Genomic DNA, 19453 nt, shown 5'->3' on the forward strand with positions numbered 1-19453 from the left:
GTGACACCGGCGCGTCACCAATTCCTCACCAGGACCCGCGCGTTGCGCCGCGGGTCAAGCGACTCTGCCCAGGGCCGCGGCGCCAGGCGCGCGGCCGTGGGCGTGAAGCCGTAGCGGAGGAACAGCCCGCCACCTCCGGTGGTCGCCGTGAACAGGGCGGAGAGCGGCCGGGCGCGGGCCGTGGCCAGGACCGCCAGCAGCAGCCCGGCTCCCGCTCCGCTCCCCTGCCGGTGCTCCGCCACGCAGAAGTTGTAGACGACGCCCACGGGTCCGCCCTTCCCCTGGGCGGCCGGATACGCGCGCAGGCCCACGCCTCCGTCGAGGGTGCCGTCGGGGGCCTCCAGCACGAGGAAGTCCGCAGCGCGGGCGGCGTAGAGCGAGACGGGTCGCGGCCGTAACGCCCCCGAGTGCACGAAGGGTCGGGACAGGGCCGCGAGTGCGGCGGCGTCCTCCGGGCGGGCGGGGCGTACGACCGAGGTCGTCGTGAGAGGAGCGCGCGGCAGCGGCGGTGCCGTGGACGGCGTAACCGTGTTCAAGGCGTCCCTGCCCCGCTTCCGGATCCGCCGTCGCGTCGATCACGGCCGTCGACGTATGTCGCCACCACCTCGATGCCGCCGATGCGGGCGGGGTCGACGCGCCACGGGTCGTCGCCGAGCACCACCAGGTCGGCGCGCTTGCCCGGGGAGAGGCTGCCGGCGCTGTCCTCCCAGTGGCAGGCGTAGGCACCGGCGACGGTGTAGGCGCGCACCGCCTCGTCCACGGTGATGCCCTCGTCCGGGCCGATCACCCGGCCGGACTCGGAGGCGCGTTCGACCATGAACTGGACGGCCCGCAGCGGGGATCCGTCGGTGACCGGCCGGTCGGAGCTGCCGACGAGGGTGATGCCGTGGTCCAGGAATCCCTTGCCCCGGTACAGCCACGGCGCGCGCTCCTCACCCATGATCGCCGCGTAGTCGTCGCCGAAGTACCGCAGGAAGTTGGGCTGGACGACGGCGCTCACGCCGAGTTGCGCCATGCGCGAGAGCTGGTCGGGGCGGATGAGGCCCGCGTGTTCGACGCGGTGCCGGACGCCGTGGCGCGGGCGGAGGCGCTGGGCCCGTTCCAGGGCGTCCAGGGCGACGTCGGCCGCGCGGTCGCCGATCGCGTGCACGGCGAGCTGCCAGCCGGCGAGGTGGCCGTCCACGATGAGGTCCGTGAGCGTCTCGGGATCCTCCTGCAACTGCCCGGTATGGTCGAGCCCTTCGTACGGACTGCTCAGCGCGGCCGTACGGGCCATCATGCCGCCGTCGGTGTAGACCTTCAGGGCGCCGACGGAGAGCCAGTCGTCGCCCAGGCCCGTGCGCAGGCCGAGGCCGAGGGCCCTGGGAATGCCGTCGGCCTCGTGTGCGGCGACGGGCCGCAGCCGGTCGGCGGCGACCATGAGCTGCACGCGTAGCGGCAACAGGCCTTTCTCACGGGCGAGTTGGTAGGCGCCGAGTTCGACGGGGCTGTGCCCGAACAGGGCACCTCCGATGCCTGCCTCGGCGCAGGCGGTGACACCTTCGGCGACGCAGGTCCGGGCGGCGCGTCCGATCGCCTCGGCGAGCTCCTCCTGGGAGTACGGCAGACGCAGGGCGCGGGCGGCGCCCATCGCGCCCTCGGCGAAGAAGCCGTTCTCGTGGGGGACATCGGCGGGGAGCAGGTCCAGGACGGCGGTGTTGACGACGCAGCCGTGTCCGGAGTCGTGCAGCACGAACACCTTGCGTCCGTGGCTCACCCGGTCCAGTTCGGCGGCCGTCAGATGGCGGCCCAGGGCCCGCTGGTCGTATCCGGCGATGCTGACCCAGGCGCCGGGCGAGGCCGTGCCGCGGACGGCTTCCGCAACGACGGCCAGGACCTCGTCGATCCGCGTGCGGCCCGCGATGCTCGGCGTGTTCTGCTTGAACCCGGTCCAGGCGAGGTGCACATGGGCGTCGATGAACCCGGGCAGCACGGTGGCGCCCTGAAGGTCGATCACCTCCCGTGCGGGCAGCGAGGTCACGGCCTCGTCGAGGCCGACGATCCGGCCCCGCCAGATGCCCAGGTCGTGGGCGACGGGGTGGTCCGGGTCCATGGTGACGAAGCGGGCGTTCGTCAGTCTGGTGCAGAGCATCGGGCGTCAGGCGTCGAGGGACTCGGCGAGGGAACGGGGGCGCAGGTCCGTCCAGTTGGCCTCGACGTACTCCAGGCAGGCCTCCCGGGTGTTCTCCTCGAAGGCGATCGTCCAGCCCCCGGGCACGTCCGCGAAGGACGGCCAGAGCGAGTGCTGGCCCTCGTCGTTCACGAGGACGAGGAAACGGCCGTCGGCGTCGTCGAAGGGGTTGGTGCTCATGTGCCGGTGCCTCCTATGAAAATTAGGTTAGGCTCGCCTAATCGCAAGTGAGCTTAGCCTTCTCGCTTTCCGCTCCACAAGGAGACGTCGCATGAGGTTGGTGGGGGACGACACGTTCGCCGCGTTCGGACTGCCCGGCGCACCCGGCACCGACGCGTTCTGGGAGGCCGCGCGGTCACCCGTGTCGATACCGGACGGCGACGGCTGGACGACCCTCTTCCTGTGGCGTGGGTCCGGTGCGGCGGCCATCGACTTCGAGAGCTGGTCCGAGCCGGTTCCGTTGGGCCGGTTCGGTGACACGGACTGCTGGTTCGCCGTGGTGCGCATGCCCGCCCGGCTGCGCGTGACGTACCGGTTCCGCGTGGGCGAGGAGACGTACGCGGATCCGTTCAACCCGGCCGGCGCCGGCGGCGACCGGTCCGTCGCCGCGACGCCGGACGCCCCGGCCCAGCCGCACTGGCCCGCTGTCGGAGCCGACGACGTGCTGCCCCTCCCCCGCACCCGGATCCGCTGGGCCGGTGAACGGCTGGGCGGGCGGCGGACCGTGCGTGTGCATCCTGCAGGCGGTGGCGGGCCGGTGGTCCTGCTGCTCGACGGGGACGACTGGCTGTATCTCCACCCGGCCATGACCGCGTTCGACTCGGCGGTCGCCGGCGGTGAGATGCCGCCGGTCACCCTCGTCTTCCTGCCGGCCGGGGACAGGGAGGCGGAGTTCGCGTGCCGGCCCGAGCTGTGGGAGGCGGTCCGGGACGAACTGCTGCCGCTGGTGGCGGAGTCGGGGGTGACCGCCGAGGTCGACCGGCTGGTCGTCGCCGGGCAGAGCCTTGGTGGGTTGAGTGCGGTGTACGCGGCGCTGGAATTGCCGGACCTGGTGACCCGCGTCGCCTGTCAGTCGGGGTCGTTCTGGTGGACACCCGACGCCCTGGGCCTGGCCGACCCCTTGGGCGGCCCGGTCGGCGGCACCATCGCCGCGCGCCTGCGGCAGCGCCCGGACCTGTCCGGCCTGCGGATCGCGTTCGACGTGGGGGAACACGAGACGCGGATGCTGCCCCACTGCGAACTGACCGAGACCCTGGCGGAACGGGCCGGCGCCACCGTACGGGTCTCCCGGTCACCGTCGGGCCACGACCGGGCGGGCTGGCGTCACGCCCTGCTCAGGGATGTCGCCTGGGCGCTCGCTTGAGGCGTGCGGACCGGCGATCGGTACGCCGGGTCCGGCGGTACGGCCCGCTGCCCCATGGCCCTCGTCACCCCCGCTGCGGCGGGATCAACGCTGACGCGGGGGCCAGTTCCCGGCCGCCGTCCCGGTCGTCGGGGAGCGCCGCGTCGTGCCCCGGCGTGTCGTCCCGTATCAGGTTCTCGCGGATGAGGACGGCCGCGGTGGCGCCGCCGCTCTCCGAGGGGCGCAGTTCGACTCTCAGGCCCTGCCGGGCGGCGATGCGGTTGACCACGAAGAGGCCGATCTGCTTGGCGTCGAGCAGGTCGATGTTCTCGGACTGGATCTTGCGGTTGGCCTCGGCCATCGCCTCCTCGTTCATGCCGAAGCCGCTGTCCTCGATCTCGATGAGGAGGCCGTCGCGCAGCCGGGCGGCCCGCAGCCGGACCTGGGTGCTGGGCGGTGAGAACGAGGCCGCGTTCTCGACGAGTTCGGCGAGCAGGTGGATGACGTCGGCGACGGAGCCGCCGTTGACGGAGACGCGCGGTACGGGCCAGAGCTGGACCCGGCCCGGCTGCTCGATCTCCGCGACGGCGGCCCGCAGGACGTCATCCAGCGGGATGGGGTCGCGCCAGCCGCGTCCGGGTGCGATGCCGGACAGGATGAGCAGGCTCTCGGAGTGGCGCCGCATCCGGGTGGCGAGGTAGTCGACCTGGTACAGCTCCTGCACCTCGGCCGGGTCGCGCGGGCGCTGCTCCAGCTGGTGGAGCAGGTCGAGCTGGCGGTGCAGCAGCACCTGGCCGCGGCGGGCGATGCTGACGTACACCCCGGAGATGCCGCTTTGCAGTTCGGCGCGCTCGGAGGCGGCCTTGAGCGCGGCCCGCTGTACGGCGGTGAGTGCGGTGCCCACCTGGGCGAGTTCGTCGCCGACGAGGCGGCGCATCGGGGCCTCGGCGTCGATGTCCACGCCGTGCCCGGCGTGCAGTCTGCGCATGGCCTGCGGCAACCGGCGCCCGGCGACCTCCAGGGCGGAGTTGCGCAGGTCGAGCAGTTCGACGATGAGTCCGCGGCCGACGCCCACGGACACCAGCAGCGACAGCAGCACACCCATCAGACCGAGGATGACGGCGATGCCCGAGGCGCCCAGCGTGTCCCAGCCGAACGGGTTCGCCTGGGCCGTGGCGCCCGTGCCGGCGTCCGCCTGGGCCTCGGCGAGGTCCTTCAGCACGGTGTCGGCGCCCGTGTCCCAGTCCTTCAGGAAGCCGGCGGAGACGACCTGGGCGCCGGGTCCGGCGCTGCGCACCCGGTCCTCGCCCGCCGCGAGCCCGTCGTAACTCTGGCTGGTCAGCACCTCGTTGTACACGGCCCGGTGGGCCGGCTTCAGGTCGGCGACCGCGGGCTTCAGCAGCTCCCGCTGGGTGGCGACGGCCCCGACGAACAGCGTGTACTGCTCCGTGGTGAGCTTTCCCGCCCCGCTCCCCGCGGCGAGGAGGGACTGTTCCTGGGCCACCGCCTCGCGGGCGCGGGCGAGTTCCAGGACGACCCGGGCCTCTGATGCGGCGTGAGTGCCGTTCTCCCCGGTGAGCGCGCCGGTGACGGCGAAGGCGTCCTCGATGATGGTCGAGTACCCCGTGAAGGCCTTCTGAGCGGCGCCCTTCGCCTCGGTCTTCGCGCGCAGCGCCGTGAGCCCGCGCGTGTCGGCTTCCAGGCGGTCGATGCGGGCGGGCAGGCCCGCGTCGAGGAGCGCGGAGTCCGCGGCGGCGGCGTCGGCGCCCTGACGGAAGGCGGCGGCGGCCTCGTCGGTGGCCTTCCGGGCCTCCTCGACCGTGTCGCGCCCGGCCGGGTCCGGCGCGGCGGCGTGGCGGGTGACGGCGGTCCGCTCAGCCTGCAACGCGATGACGAACTCGTCGAGGGGGGCGAGGAGTTCGGCGTTGACGTCCTTGACCCGCTCGGTGTCGCCGATGCTGGAGGCCGTCGTCACCGCGGCGAAGCCCCACAGGGCCATGAGGGACACGATGGGCAGCATGAGCAGGGCGACGATCTTGGCCCGGACCGATCGGGGGCGCAGCCGTTCCCTTGCACGGGTGACAGGCATGGGCTACCTCTTCGACGGTGTGTGCTGTGCGGCTCTGCGGACGTACGGCTCAGACGGTCGTGGTCGCAGTGGGGGCGGGGGCGGGCGTGGTGGCGGTCGCGGTGGAGAGCTCGACCTCGCGCAACAGTTCGGCGGCGACGGACTCGGCGCGCTTGCCGGTCGGGGAGAGCGCGACGTACGCGGAGGCGAGGAAGAGGAACGAGCCGAGCACGACGGCGAGCGGGAAGAGGAACTCGGTGGCCGTGGCCCCGGGCAGTTCCGCGCTGCTGGGCGTGAGGCTGACGCGGACGGCGTACATGGCGGTGTAGTGCATGCTGCTGACCGCGAGTCCCATGACGAGCGCGGCGACGGCTGCGAGGGCGGGGCCGCGCACGATGAGGGTGAGGGTGAGCGCGGCGGTCGCGGCGACGACGGCGATCGCGACGGAGGCGAAGACGAGGAACGGGTCGTAGTCGATGCTGCCGTGCAGATTGAGCGCGGCCATGCCGGCGTAGTGCATGGCGGCGACGCCCAGTCCGGTGCCGAGCCCGCCGAGCGCCACCGACGTGATGCGTGAACGCCCGTACCCGGCGGTGAAGACGCCGGCGCTGACGACGACGATGGCCATGACGAGGCTGAGCACGGTGAGCGGAACGTCGTAGCGGATGGGGGTGCCCTCGACACTGAAGCCCATCATCGCGACGAAGTGCATGGTCCAGATGCCGGAGCCGATCGCGAACGAGGCCAGCACCAGCCAGTTCCGTTTCGAGGCGCCGTCGGCATCCAGGGCCCTGACCGTGCACCGCAGGCCGAGCGCCGAGCCGACGCAGGCCATGACGTAGGAGAGGACGGGGGTGACCCATCCGGCGCTGAAGTGGTCCATGTGCCCCACGGGAAACCCCTCTCGCCCGCCGGGCGGGGAGCTCAGCGCGCACGTGAGTACCGCCGGTAAGAGAGACCCGGGGGAACGAGATCGCGCCACTGCCTACCGGAGGTCGGTGAGGATTAAAGTACTGCGGTGTGTGTTACGGGCGTGTTTGCACGCAAGTGCTTCACATATTCCTTACACGGCCTGTACTTTCACCGTCGATCGCCTCGTCGCTGCCGCGCGCCACCGAAGCGGCCGGCACCTGGCGCAGCGGAACGTCAGGGGACGACAGCGCTCCGTACAGCGCGTGCGTGGCCGAAAAGTGTTCAGGAAGCGGTCACTACGTGGGTCACCGGGCCACGGCCAGGCAGTAGTTCTCGTCCGTGGCCAGGAGGTTGCGGTGTGTGTCCTCCGCCGTGACGACTCCGTCGTCCAGGACGAGGACCCGGTCGGCGGCGTCCAGGAGGGCCGGGCTGCTGGTGAGGACGATGGTGGTGCGGCCCCGGCGCAGCTTCGCCACGTTGCGGGCGATGAGCTGTTCCGTGACCGCGTCGACGGCCGTCGTCGGGTCGTGCAGGACGAGGACGTCGCTGTCGGCGGCCAGGGCGCGGGCCAGGGAGAGCCGTTGGCGCTGTCCCCCGGAGAGGTTCGCGCCGCGGTCGCGGACGGCGTAGTCGAGGCCCTCGCGGTGCAGGGCGACGACATCGGTCAGCATGGACGCCTCGACGGCGTCGGGGACCATGCGGCTGGTGCCCGACGGGTCGATGTTCGAGCGGAGCGTCCCCGCGAAGATCTCCCCGTCGTACGGGTTCACCAGCACGTGCTCGCGGACCGCCTCGACGGACAGGTCCGCGAGGTCCCGGCCGCCGACCCGTACCGTTCCCTCGTACGCGCCGGGCGGGACGTTCACGGCCAGGATCGACGCGAGGTCGGCCGCCGCGCGCGGCTGGTAGGCGGCGATCGCCACGAACTCTCCCGCGGACACCTGGAACTTCAGCTTGCGCAGGGTTCCGTACTCGACGCAGTCGAGCTCCACGTCCCCGTTCTCGGCCGGGCGTTCGGATCCCGGCGTCATCACCGGTGGCGCGGTCAGCACCAGCGCCATGCGCTCGGCCGAGGCGCGGGCCATCATCACGTACTTCGGCATCTCCGAGAACAGCTTCAGCGGTTCCATGATGAACTGCGCCAGGCCGACGGCCATGACCAGTTCGCCGATGCTGATCCGGCCGTCGAACGCCAGCCGGCCGGCCAGCAGTGTCACGGCGCCGGCGAGCACCGCGTTGAGGGCCAGCGCGGTGCCCGCGTACGCGCCGTTCACCTTGGCGACGGTGATCGCCTGGACCTTCGCCTCCGTGCTGACCTTCCGGTAGGACCGGAACGCCGCATGGTTGCCGCCGAAGCCGTGCAGCGGGCGCAGACCGGTGATCAGGTCGGCGACCTTCGCGCCCGCCCGCGCCACCCGGGCCTGCTGTTCCTGGGTGCTGGTGCCGATCCGCCTGGACAGCACGCTCAGACAGGACAGGATCGCGACGGTTCCCACGATCACCAGCAGGCCGAGCCGGACGTCGGCCAGGCCGAGCGCGAGAGCCGCGACCACCACCGCGACCAGCGAACTGATCAGCAGCGGCACGACCTCGATGATGTCGGCGGTCTGGTCGGCGTCCTCGGTGGCGATGGTCAGCACCTCGCCGGACTTGAGGTCGACGTCCCTGGCGACCGGCTGGAGACCGCAGGCCGCGACCTTCACGCGCCAGCGGTGTGCCTCCGTCGTGTTGGCCTTCTGCAGGATGCGCATCCCGAACCGCCAGGACAGCGACACGGTCGTGATGATCACGGCCAGTACGGCGATCGAGAGGCCGAGCGCACCGAGGCCGCGGTCCCGCATCGTGTGCTCGACGATCAGGCCGAGCGCGATGGGGAAGGCCGTCTCGCCCGCCTGGTACAGGCCCATGAGGAGGGTGCCGCCGGCCATGGCGCCGACGTTGCGGCGCAGGGCGGCGCGGAGGATGTCGGACCCCGAGCGGGGCCGCTGCGTGTCAGGAGTTGTCATCGAGGTGGCGGGCAATCGCTTCCGGGGTGCGCAGGGTGAACAGATCGCGGATCGTGATCACGGGACCGTACTCGCGGCGGAGCAGCCCGATCAGCCGCACCGCCAGCATGGAGTGTCCTCCGAGGGACACGAAGTCGCTCACCGCGCTCACCTCGTCGTCGTCCAGGTCCAGTGCCTCGGCGAAGTACTCGCACACCACGGTCTCGGTCTCGGTCGCGGGGCCCCGCTCCCCCGCCGTGGTCAGCGCGCCCAGCGGCTTGGCCTCCGGCAGCGCCTTGGTGTCAGCCTTCCCGTTCACCGTCAGCGGGATGCTGTCGACCTGGGCGTAGTGGGTGGGACGCAGGAAGTCCGGCAGCCCGGCGCCCACTTCGGCGGCGACCGTGGCCAGCTCCACGCCGTCCAGGACCAGATAGGCGGCCAGCCGGTACGCGCCGTCGACCTGCGGGTCGGGCTGGGCGACGGCTGCGGCGAACCGCACCGCCGGGTGCGCGGCGAACTCGGCCTCCACCTCGCCGAGTTCGACGCGGTGCCCGCGGATCTTGACCTGCTGGTCGGTGCGGCCCAGGTACATCAGGTTGCCGTCGGGCCGACGGACCACCAGGTCCCCGGTGCGGTACATGCGCTCGCCGGGTTCCCCGAAGGGGCAGGCGACGAAGCGGTGCGCGGTCTGGGCGGGCTGCCCGAGATAGCCGCGGGCGATGCCGATGCCCGCCACGTACAGCTCACCGGGGACGCCGTCCGGCAGCGGCCGCAGCCACGGGTCCAGGACGTGGACGTCGGTGTTGTCGATCGCCACGCCCACCACGGGGTCCGCGCACTCGAAGGTGCCGACGCCGAGGGTGTTGATGGTGTACTCGGTGGGTCCGTACAGGTTGTAGCCGACCGTCCCCTCGGTCTCGGCGAGCCGCTGCCACAGCGTCGGGGTGACGGCCTCGCCTCCGAGCAGCACGAGCGGCGGCCGGCGTTCCGGGTCGTCGAGCAGGCCCTCGGCCACGAGCTGCTGTGCGTAGGTCGGGGTCACGTTGACGACGTCGATCCCGTGCTCCAGGCAGTACGCGACCAGCCTGGGCGCGTCGCGGCGCAACTCCTCGTCGCAGACGTGCACTTCATGTCCGTCGGCGAGCCACAGCAGCTCCTCCCAGGACATGTCGAACGCGAACGACACGGTGTGCGCGATCCGGAAGACGCGGTGGCCGTGCTCCGCCAGCACCGGCTCGAAAATGCGGCGCTGATGGTTGATCAGCATGTTGGTGAGTCCGGCGTACTCGGTCACCACGCCCTTGGGCTTGCCGGTCGAGCCGGAGGTGTAGATCGTGTACGCGGGGTGCCGCAGACGGTCCGGGTCGTCCGGTGCGAACGTCACGTACGGCTCGGCCTCGGGCAGCGGGCGGTCCAGTTCGATCAGGCCGGCGTCCAGCGAGGCCAGCCGGGGTGACACGGCGCTCACCGTGAGGATGACCTCCGGGCGGGCGTCCTCGACGATCGCGGCGATGCGCTCGTCCGGGTGGTCCAGCTCCAGCGGCACGTATGCGGCGCCGACCCGCAGCACGGCGAACAGCGCCACGATCGAGTCGAGGGAGCGCGGGATCGCGAGACCCACGTTCGTCTCGGGGCCGATGCCCCGCCGGGCGAGCACACCCGCCACCGCGCGGCTGCGGTCCCGGAGTTCGGCGAACGTCATCCTCGAACCGTGGGAGACGAGCGCGATCCGCTCAGGTGCGCGGTCCGCCGCCTGGTCGAACCGGTCGACGACGGTGTCCGTGCCGACGTCCGTACGCTCGCCCCGGAAGGGCTCCGGCCCCAGACCCCGCAGCGCGCCCACCGGCCCGGTCGACCGGGCCAGGTCCTCCAGCACGCGCAGGTAGTCGTCGAGGAGACGACGGGCGCCCGCGGTGTCCTCGTCGCGATACTCCAGCTTGACGGTGAGGCGGTCGCCGGGCGTGACGACCCAGGTGAACGGGTAGTGCGTGGAGTCGTCGGCCTGCACCGAGGTGATGCCGTGCCGGGCGTTCATCTCGGCGAAGGCGTCCATGTCCAGGAAGTTCTGGAGCACGAACAGGTTGTCGAACAGGGTGTCGTGTCCGCTGGCCCGCTGGATCTCGCCGAGTCCCAGGTGCTCGTGTTCCATCGCCTCGACCCGGGCCCTCTGCACGGCCGCGAGATACGCGCCGACCGTGTCGCCCGGCCGTGGCCGCGTCCACATCGGCACGGTGTTGAGCAGCACGCCGACGATGTCGGACAGCCCCTCGCCCTCGCGGCCGGAGACGGTCACGCCGAACACGGCGTCACTGCGGCCCGTGTGGGCGCCCAGGAGCAGGCCGAAGGCTCCGGTGAGCACGGAGTTCAGCGTGACGCCGTGCGTCCTGGCCGCCTCCCGCAGCAGGCCGGACTGTTCGGCCGACAGCGTGCGCACGAGCGCGCGTGGCAGGTCGTCCGAGAAGGTCGGCGCCGGTCCGGCGAGCAGTGTGGGGCCGGGGAGACCGGCCAGGTGCTCAGCCCAGAAGCGTTCCGAGACGGCGGAGTCCTTGGCGTCGATCGCCCGGGCGTAGCCCTCGAAGCCCGGCGTCGCCGGAACCGCGTCGAGCGGCTCCCCCTCGACGACCGCCTGGTAGGCGTCGAACAGGTCCCGCAGCACGATCTCCCGGGACCAGCCGTCCCACAACAGCAGGTGGTAGCTGAGCAGCAGGCCGTCGCGGCCGTCGGGCAGCCGCACCACGGTCAGCCGGATCAGCGGTGGCTCGCCCGGGTCGAACCCGGTGTCGCGGTCCCGGGCCCGCAGGGCGTCGACCCCGGCGTCCGTCGACAGCTCGACCGTGCGGACGTCGACCCGCCGGCCGGCCTTCAGGACCTGGACGGGGTTGCCGTCGGAGTCGGTCGTGAAACCGGCGCCCACCACCGGGTGCCGGGCGATCACGTACGCCATCGCCTCGGCCAGCGCGCCCGTGTCCAGTCGCCGGTCGAACGTGAACCAGCTCTGCGCCACGTAGTGCCCGGCCGAGCCCGCCATCTGGGCCTGGAAGAACAGGCCTCGCTGGAGCGGTGTGACCGGTGCGGTGCGCTCGGCTGTCGTGGCGGCGTCCGCGATGCGCCGGAGGGCGCGGTACCAGTGCTCGGTGATCTCGTCGGGGATGCCCTCGGCGAGGGTGAACGCCGCGTGCAGGCTGCCGGTGCTCTCGTCGAGCCAGGCGTTGACCTCGACGGCGTACGGGCTGCCCTGGTCGCCGCCGGTGAGGTGCACCGCCTGGGACTCGCTGCCCCGGCCGAGGTAGTTGAACAGCACCTGGGGGCGGGCGGTGCCGAGCAGGGGGGCCGTCTGCGGGTTGAGATACCTGAGCTGTCCGTAGGCGACGTGGGCACGCTCGTCCGGCTGGCGCTCGGCGACCTCGCGGGCGGCTGCGACGGGGTCGGTGTGCGCGGTGAGCCGTACCGGCGCGACGGCGGTGAACCAGCCGACCGTTCGGGTGTAGTCGTGGTGTTCCAGCACCGGGACCCGGCCGTGCCGCTCCAGGTCGATCGCGAGGTCGGTGGGCGAGGGCTGGATGCGGGTCAGCGCGGTGCGCAGGGCGCCGCAGAGCAGCTCGGTGAGGCCTACGCCGAGTGCGGCGGGGGCAGTACGTGTCAGGCGGTCGCTCACGTCGGGGGCGAGCACCATCGTGGTCTCGCGCAACTCCGCGACGGCGGGGAGGAGTTCGGGCGCCTCGAGCGTGGTGACCCAGCGTCCGAGGTCATCGACGGCCCGGGCCGACTGGAGGGTCAGTGCTTCGGCGTACTCGGCGTAGGACGTGGTCGGCGCGGCCAGAGGCTCACCGCGCAGGGCCGTGGCCAGGTCGTCCAGCAGGATCAGCCAGGACACCGCGTCGACGGCGAGGTGGTGCACGGTGACGACCAGGGTGCGGGTCGCCTCCAGCCACGAGAAGGCGACGATCTCGCCCGACTCGGGGTCGAGCCGTCCGGCGGCGTTGTTCGCGGCGGTCGTGGCGTCGGTGGGCTCCCGTACGACGGTGACTCGGCGGGCTGGTTCGGTGCGGAGGGTCCACACTCCGTGTGGGGTGTGGAGGCGCAGGCGCAGGGTGGGATGTGCGGCGACTACGGCGTTGGCTGCTCGTTCGACGTCGGCGAAGGAGCAGCACTCGGGGACCGCCAGTGTCCTGGCCTGGGCGAACCGGGTGAGTGCGCCGCCGAGTTCGCGTTGGCGCAGGATGATCGGGGTCGGGGGGAACGGGCCGTCCTCGCGGTGGGTGGGGGCGGCGGCTTGTGGTGTGCGCGTCGGCAGGTGCTCGGCGAGTGCGCGGGGGGTCTTGTGCAGGAACACGTCCCGGGGGGTGATCGGCAGGCCGAGTGTTCTGGCCCGGTTCACGACCGTGATGGCGATGATGCTGTCGCCTCCGGCGTGGAAGAAGTCGGTGTCGGCGGTCACGTGGGTGCCGGGCAGCGTCTCTGTGAAGATCTCGGTGAGTGCGGCTACGGCTGAGTTTTCGTCTGCGGGTGCGTCGTGGCTTGGCGCGCAGTTCCCCGCGCCCCCAAAGGCGCGCTTCTCCAAGGCCTTTCGGTCCAGCTTGCCGTTGACCGTCAGAGGTAGTGCTTCAACCGGCATGACCCGGCCCGGGACCATGTGCGCGGGCAGCTTCCCGGACAGTCGCTCGGCGAAGTCCCCCGGCACCCGGCCCACCACGTGCGCCACCAGGTGGTCGCCGGCGTCGGCCACCGTCACGGCCACGTCGGTCACGCCGTCGAGTTCGCGGATCGCGGTCTCGACCTCGCCCAGTTCGATGCGGAAGCCCTTGAGCTGGACCTGGTCGTCGGCGCGGCCGACGAACTCCAGGTCGCCGTCCAGGGTGCGGCGGGCCAGGTCTCCCGTGTGGTACATGCGGGAGCCGTCACCCGCGAAGGGGTTCGCCACGAACCGGCCCGCGGTGAGCCCGGGCCTGCCCAGATAGCCGAGCGAGACCTGGTCGCCGGCGACGTAGATGGCGCCCACCCGGCCCGGCGGCACCGGGCGGAGCCGGTCGTCGAGGAGGTGGGTGACCAGGCCGGGCAGGGGGCCGCCGATCGGGCTGGCGTCGTCGCCGGGGACGAAGTCCTCCTCGGTCAGCACGCGGTGGGTGACGTGGACGGTGGTCTCGGTGATGCCGTACATGTTGACCAGCTCGGGCGAGCCGGTGCCGTGCCGTTCGACCCAGCCGCGCAGCCGCCCGAGATCCAGCGCCTCCCCGCCGAAGATGATGCGGCGCAGGGCGGGCAGGGGCTCGCCGGCGTGCCGGTCGGCCTCGATGAACCGGTAGAAGGCGGACGGCGTCTGGTTGAGCACGGTCACCCCGCGCTCGCGGACCAGCCGGTGGAAGTCGACCGGGGAGCGGGTCAGCCCGTACTCCGGCACCAGCAGCTCACCGCCGTGCGCGAGCGCTCCCCACAGCTCCCAGACCGCGAAGTCGAAGGAGAAGGAGTGGAACTGCACCCAGACGTCGTGCGGGCCGAAGTCCATGTCGGGCTGGGTGTGGGCGAGCAGCGTCACCACGCTGGAGTGCGGGACGACGACGCCCTTGGGGCGGCCGGTCGATCCGGAGGTGTAGATCACGTAGGCGGGGTCGTGCCAACTGGCCCCGGGGGGCGGCTCGGTCGTGGCCTGCGGAAGGTCGTCGCCCTGGACGAGTACGCGGGCCTGTACGCCCGTACGGGCCAGGAGTTCCGTGAAGCGGTCCCGCTGCTCCCGGTCCACGAGGACGACCTGCGGAGCCGCGTCGGCGAGGATGTACTCCAGCCGTTCGTCCGGGTACGCCAGGTCCAGCGGTACGTACGCGCCGCCCGCGGTGACGATGGCGACCAGGGCGACGACCTGCTCGACGGACCGGGGGACGGCGACGGCGACCCGTCCGCCGGGGCCGACACCGGCCGCCCGCAGAGCCGAGGCCAACTCGTCCTTGGCCTGCGCCAGTTCGCCGTAGGTCAGGGACCGGGCACCGCCGTCGAGGCCGCACTGGGTGACCGCCGTGGCGGCCGGGTCGCGCCCTGCGGCGGCGTCGAACAAGCCGCCGAGGGTGGTCGGGGTGATGCGCGCGGGGCGCCGGCCGTCCTCGGAGGCCACGTCGTCGACCAGGGTGTCCGGCCGGGTGAGCAGGGCGGTGAGGGTCGAGGTGAACGTGCGCAGGATCGCCTGGGCGGTCGTCTCCCGCAGCAACGCGCCGTCGTAGATCAGGTTGAAGCGCGGGTGGCCGTCGAGTGCGCGCTCCACGACCAGGGTCAACGGGTAGTGCGGTGCGCCCTCGTTGACGAGGTCGGTGACCACCAGGGTGTCACCGGGCCGGCGCAGTGCGGCCACGTCGGTCGCGACGTCGAACACCACCAGGGTGTCGAACAGGGAGCCGGCGTCGGCCTGGCGGCCGATCCTGGCCAGGGAGACGTGCTGGTGCGGCAGGACCGCACCCTGGTGTTCCCGCACCGAGGCGAGCAGATCCCGTGCGGTGGTGGTGGCGGTCCAACGGGCGCGGACGGGGATCGTGTTGATGAACAGGCCCACCATGTCCTCTATGCCGGGCACCTGCGCGTCGCGGCCGGACACCGTGGAGCCGAACACCACGTCCCTGCCCTGAAGGATGCCGCCCAGTGTCACCGCCCAGGCGCTGTGCACGGCCACGCTCAGCGGCACGCCGGCCGACCGTGCGGCCGCGTCGATGTCGTGCTCCGGGCGCACGGCGGTGTCGGCGAACCGGTCGGACGGGGTGTGCCCCTCGGCGACGAACGACGGGCCGGGAAGCTCCGCGAGTTGCTCGCGCCACACCCGGTCGCTCTCGTCGGCGTCGCGTCCGGCGAGCCAGGCCACGTAGTCGGCGAAGCCACCGACCGGGTACACGGTCCCCGGCGCGTGGTACTCGGCGAGCAGGGCGCGGAGCATCGGCGGCACCGACCAGCCGTCGGCGACGATGTGGTGCACGGTCTGTACGAGAACGTTCCGGCCGGGACCCGAGCGGATGAGGGTGTACCGCATCAGCGGACCCTTCGCCAGGTCGAATCCGGCGCGGCGGTCCCGCTCGGCCAGGTCGCGCAGCTCGGTGTCGGTGATGCCGGGGCGGTCCAGGGTGGTGAAGGGCGCCTCGACGCCGCTCTCCAGTACGGAGACCACGCGGCCGTCGGCGAGGGCCACGAAGCGCGCGGCCAGGTTCGGGTACAGCGTGAGCAGCCGGGTGGCCGCGGCGGCGAGCCGGTCGGCGTCCACCTCGCCGTCCAGGGTGAGCAGTTGCTGTTCGACGTAGGCGCCGGCCGAGTCGTCGTCGAAGACGGAGTGGAAGTACAGGCCCTCCTGCAACGGCGTCAGTGGCAGGACGTCCCGCAGCGCCGGGCCGTCCAGGGCGTCGACGTCGGCCTGGGTCAGCGGCACGAGGCCGAAGTCGCTGGGCGAGTGGCCGCCGTGCGGGTCGAGTGCGGCCAGCCCGGCCAGGGCGTCCCGGAAGTATCCGCCGATGGTGGCGATGTCCTCGTCGGTGAACATGCCGTCGGGCCAGGAGATGGTGGTGACCAGGTCGTACTCGCCGGTCGAGGCGGATTCGGCGATCGCGTTGAACTCCAGGGCGCGCGGCAGGCGCATGCGGGGATCGCGCTTCTCGCCCAACTGGCCTGTGGTCCGCGCGAGTTGCCAGTCACCCGGCTCGCCCGCGGCGAAGCGGCCCAGGTAGTTGAAGAGCACCTGCGGTGCGGGCGCGTCGAACTCGGTGTCGGTCAGGTACCGCAGGGCACCGTAGGAGACTCCGTTGTCCGGGACCCGGGCGAGGTCTTCCTTGACCGCCTTGAGGGCGGCGGTCAGGTATGCGGGTGCGGTGAGGTCGCCCGCCGTGCCGGGGTCGACGGTGACCGGGAAGAGAGTGGTGAACCAGCCCACGGTTCGGGACAGTTCGGGCTCGAAGCCGGCGGAGGCCGCCACGAACTGCCCTTCGCGGCCGTGACCTTCCAGTTCGATGTGCGCGAAGGTCTGGTCCTGTCCCAGGTCGCGGCGCCACCGGGCGAGCGCGACGGCGAGTCCGGTGAGCAGGACGTCGTTGACGCCCGCGTGGAACTTCGCGGGGATCTCGCCCAGCAGCGCGGCCGTGACCTCCGGGCCGGCCGAGACGGTCCGCAGTCGCTCCGTGGCGACGGTGTCGGCGTCGGACAGCGCGCGCCTGCCCACCGGTTGGTCCTCTCCGGGCAGGGGGCGCCGGTAGTAGGCGCTGTCAGCGTCGAACGCCGCGCGCTCCAGCAGTTGCGTCCAGCGGCGGAAGGACGTGCCCACCGGGGGCAGTTCGACCGGGGTACCGGAGGTGAACTGCCGCCAGGCCGTGGCCAGGTCGTCCATCAGGATCCGCCAGGAGACGCCGTCGATCACCACGTGATGGGCGACCAGGACCAGCTGCCGCGCCGCGCGGCGCCAGACGGCGCGCAGCATCACGCCGTTGTCGGGGTCCAGGGCGTCGGTGGCGAGTGCGACGCACGCGTCGAGCGGCCGGTCGCTCTCCTGCCATCCGGCGACGGCCCGGTCCGGCTCCGGGATGTCGAAGCTCCAGCGGTTTCCCCGCACCAGCCTGGCGCGCAGCATGTCGTGCCGGCGGACCACGGCGGTGAGGATCTCGTCGAGCGCGTCGGCGGTCAGGTCCGGCGGGGTGTTCAGGACGACGGACTGCACGAATCCGTCGATGGCGTCGGTGGTCGCGCCGAGCCACTGCACGACGGGCGATCCCACGACGGGTCCGGTCGCGACATCGCGGTGGTCGACGGTGGAGACGTCCTCCCGGCTCGCGACCGCGGCCAGGGCTCCCACGGTGCTGTGGGTGAAGATCTGCCGTGCCGTGACGTGGAGGCCCGCGTCGCGCAGTGCGGTCAGCAGTGAGATGGCCAGGATGCTGTCGCCGCCGAGCTGGAAGAAGTCCTGGTCGACGCCGACCTCTTCGAGCCGCAGTACCGCCGCGACCGCAGCGCAGACCGCGCGTTCGTTCTCGGTGGTGGGCCGTACGAGCGTGCCCGTGCCGATCACGGGCTCCGGCAGGGCGTTGCGGTCGAGCTTGCCGTTGGCGGTGAGCGGGAACTCCGTGAGCACGACGATGTGGGCGGGCACCATGTACTCGACCATGTGCTCGGCGGCCCACGCCTTGACCTCGTCCGCCCGCAGGTCCTCGCTGCCCGCGGCCGGGATGACGTAGCCCACCAGGTAGGTGCCGCCCGCCGTGTTCTTCCGGGCGACGACGCAGGTGTGCCGTACGCCGGGGTGTTCGGCGAGGCCGGCCTCGACGTCCTCGATCTCCAGCCGCATGCCGCGGATCTTGATCTGGTTGTCGGCACGGCCGAGGAAGTCCAGGGTGCCGTCCGGGGCGTACCGGGCGAGGTCACCGGTGCGGTACAGGCGGGAGCCGTCGTTCGCGAAGGGGTTGGCGACGAATCGGGAGGCCGTCAGGCCGGGCGCGCCCACGTAGCCGCGCCCCAGGAGGAACCCTCCCACGTACAGTTCGCCGCCGACGCCGACGGGGACCGGGCGCAGCTCCTCGTCCAGGACGTACAGCTGCGTGTTGGGGTTGGCCTTGCCGATGGAGGTCGACAGGCGCTCCGCCTCTCCCCGGTAGATGACGTGGGAGACGCCGATGGTCGTCTCGGCCGGGCCGTAGCCGTGGTACATGGGGATGTCGAGCTTGGTGCGGAACCGCTCGTACAGCTCCGGGGTCAGTACCTCGCCGCCGCACCACACGTGCGTGAGGCTGTCGAGCCGGCCGGAGTCGCCGGCGATCTCCAGCAGCACGTCCAGCATGGACGAGACGAGGTAGGTGAAGGTGACGCGCTGTTCGGCGATCACGCTCAGCAGGTGGTGCGGGTCGCGTTCGCCGCCGGGGCGCAGCACCACGAGCCGGGCGCCGGACACCAGCGGCAGGAATATCTCGTTGATGGAGATGTCGAAGGACAACGGCGCCTTGAACAGCGAGGCGTCGTCATGGCCGAAGCCCAGGATCTCGTTGACCTGCCACAGCAGGCGCTCGCTGATCGCCTCGTGCCGGATCATGGCGCCCTTGGGTCGTCCGGTCGAGCCGGAGGTGAAGATCACATACGCGAGGGCGTCGCCGTGGACGGTGACGCCGGTCCCGTCGGTGGGGTGGGAACCGTGGCGCCAGTCGTCGAGATCGACGGCCACGGCCGGTGGTTCGGCCGGGTCGTGCTCGCCCGAGTCGTTGAGCTGTACGACGACCCGGGCGTCCTCGATGACGACGGCCCGGCGCGCAGCGGGCCACTGCGGATCGAGCGGCACGAACACGCACCCCGTCTGGAGTACGGCGAGCAGCCCGACGACCATCTCGGCGGAGCGGCCCAGTGAGATGCCGACGACCTGTTCGTGACCGAGGCCGCGCTCGATCAGGTGGTGCGCCAACTGGCTGGAGACTTCGGCGACCTGACGGTAGGTCAGCGAACGGCGCTCGTCCACGACCGCGACGGCGTCCGGCCTGGTCCGCGCCTGCTCGTGGAACAACTCCACGATGGTCGGGCGGATGCGGTCGGCCTCGGTGTCGTTCCAGCGGGCCAGGAGTTCGAGTCGCGCCGCCACACTGGACGGGCCGATGGTGCCGAGGGGCCGGTCCGGGAAGTCGGCCAGGTCGTCCAGCGCGAGCTGCGCGTCGGCCGGCGCGATGCCGTGGGGCACGGTGATGCTCCGGCCGTCCGCGCCGACCTCCCAGTCTCGGGGTCCGGCCCCGCCGTTGTCGACCCATCCGAGGACGTCGGCGAAGAGGGTGCCGGGGGTGAGGTCGATGCCGTCGGGGCTCTCGCCCGTCGTCCAGTACGACAGCCCGATGGCGCACGCTTCGCTGATGGTCCTGTCGGAGTGGTCGCCGGTCCGCCGGCGTACGCCGGCCAGGCGTGCGGGGGAAAGCCGTACGAGACGAGCGCTCGGTTCCATCATCGAAGACTCAGCACCCTTTCAAGGAAACCAACGTGAGCCCAACGTGACTCGGGCT

At 72.0% G+C, this 19453-nt stretch carries 8 protein-coding genes; 1 reads left to right on the top strand and 7 read right to left on the bottom strand.

The window, feature by feature from the left end:
* Positions 1 to 14 precede the first annotated feature (14 nt).
* Genes CCL05_RS03480 through CCL05_RS03490 form a run of 3 tightly spaced genes read right to left on the bottom strand, consistent with a single transcriptional unit; the run spans position 15 to position 2350 of the window.
* The gene (locus tag CCL05_RS03480) at positions 15 to 536 is read right to left on the bottom strand and encodes a GNAT family N-acetyltransferase (RefSeq protein WP_086558992.1); all 522 of its coding nucleotides are present in this window, start codon (positions 534 to 536) and stop codon (positions 15 to 17) included.
* Positions 533 to 2131, bottom strand: coding sequence for an amidohydrolase (locus CCL05_RS03485; protein ID WP_086558993.1), 1599 nt, complete (start codon positions 2129 to 2131; stop codon positions 533 to 535). The genes CCL05_RS03480 and CCL05_RS03485 overlap by 4 nt, the downstream gene beginning before the upstream one ends.
* Before the next feature lie 6 nt (positions 2132 to 2137).
* Positions 2138 to 2350 carry an MbtH family protein gene (locus CCL05_RS03490; protein WP_086558994.1) on the bottom strand — a complete coding sequence of 71 codons (213 nt, stop codon included), beginning with the start codon at positions 2348 to 2350 and terminating at the stop codon, positions 2138 to 2140.
* Between the two features lie 91 nt (positions 2351 to 2441).
* On the opposite strand from CCL05_RS03490, the gene CCL05_RS03495 reads away from it, so the two are divergent.
* Entirely contained in the window at positions 2442 to 3533 is a 1092-nt protein-coding gene (locus CCL05_RS03495) for an alpha/beta hydrolase-fold protein (RefSeq protein WP_086558995.1), read from the top strand.
* Between the two features lie 64 nt (positions 3534 to 3597).
* On the opposite strand, the gene CCL05_RS03500 is transcribed toward CCL05_RS03495, so the two are convergent.
* From CCL05_RS03500 to CCL05_RS03515, 4 genes are all read right to left on the bottom strand, one after another.
* Positions 3598 to 5601: a sensor histidine kinase gene (locus CCL05_RS03500; protein ID WP_086558996.1), complete on the bottom strand. Its 2004-nt coding sequence runs from the start codon at positions 5599 to 5601 to the stop codon at positions 3598 to 3600.
* 49 nt (positions 5602 to 5650) lie between these two features.
* Complete coding sequence (locus CCL05_RS03505) at positions 5651 to 6472, bottom strand: MHYT domain-containing protein (protein WP_086558997.1); 822 nt, start codon at positions 6470 to 6472, stop codon at positions 5651 to 5653.
* 325 nt (positions 6473 to 6797) lie between these two features.
* Positions 6798 to 8498 (bottom strand): ABC transporter ATP-binding protein, encoded by a 1701-nt coding sequence (locus tag CCL05_RS03510; protein ID WP_086558998.1) that lies wholly within the window; start codon positions 8496 to 8498, stop codon positions 6798 to 6800.
* On the bottom strand, positions 8485 to 19398 hold the full coding sequence (locus CCL05_RS03515; RefSeq protein ID WP_086558999.1) for a non-ribosomal peptide synthetase: 10914 nt from the start codon (positions 19396 to 19398) through the stop codon (positions 8485 to 8487). Before CCL05_RS03515 ends, CCL05_RS03510 begins: the two co-directional genes overlap by 14 nt.
* Between the last annotated feature and the right edge of the window lie 55 nt (positions 19399 to 19453).

Source organism: Streptomyces africanus (assembly GCF_002150735.1).
GTDB classification, from domain to species: Bacteria; Actinomycetota; Actinomycetes; order Streptomycetales; family Streptomycetaceae; genus Streptomyces; species Streptomyces africanus.

Bases quoted from the DNA above. Each gene is read 5' to 3' on its own strand.
- CCL05_RS03510 (WP_086558998.1), bottom strand. From the start codon at position 8,498: ATGACAACTCCTGACACGCAGCGGCCCCGCTCGGGGTCCGACATCCTC.
- CCL05_RS03485 (WP_086558993.1), bottom strand. From the start codon at position 2,131: ATGCTCTGCACCAGACTGACGAACGCCCGCTTCGTCACCATGGACCCG.
- CCL05_RS03515 (WP_086558999.1), bottom strand. From the start codon at position 19,398: ATGATGGAACCGAGCGCTCGTCTCGTACGGCTTTCCCCCGCACGCCTG.
- CCL05_RS03495 (WP_086558995.1), top strand. From the start codon at position 2,442: ATGAGGTTGGTGGGGGACGACACGTTCGCCGCGTTCGGACTGCCCGGC.
- CCL05_RS03490 (WP_086558994.1), bottom strand. From the start codon at position 2,350: ATGAGCACCAACCCCTTCGACGACGCCGACGGCCGTTTCCTCGTCCTC.
- CCL05_RS03500 (WP_086558996.1), bottom strand. From the start codon at position 5,601: ATGCCTGTCACCCGTGCAAGGGAACGGCTGCGCCCCCGATCGGTCCGG.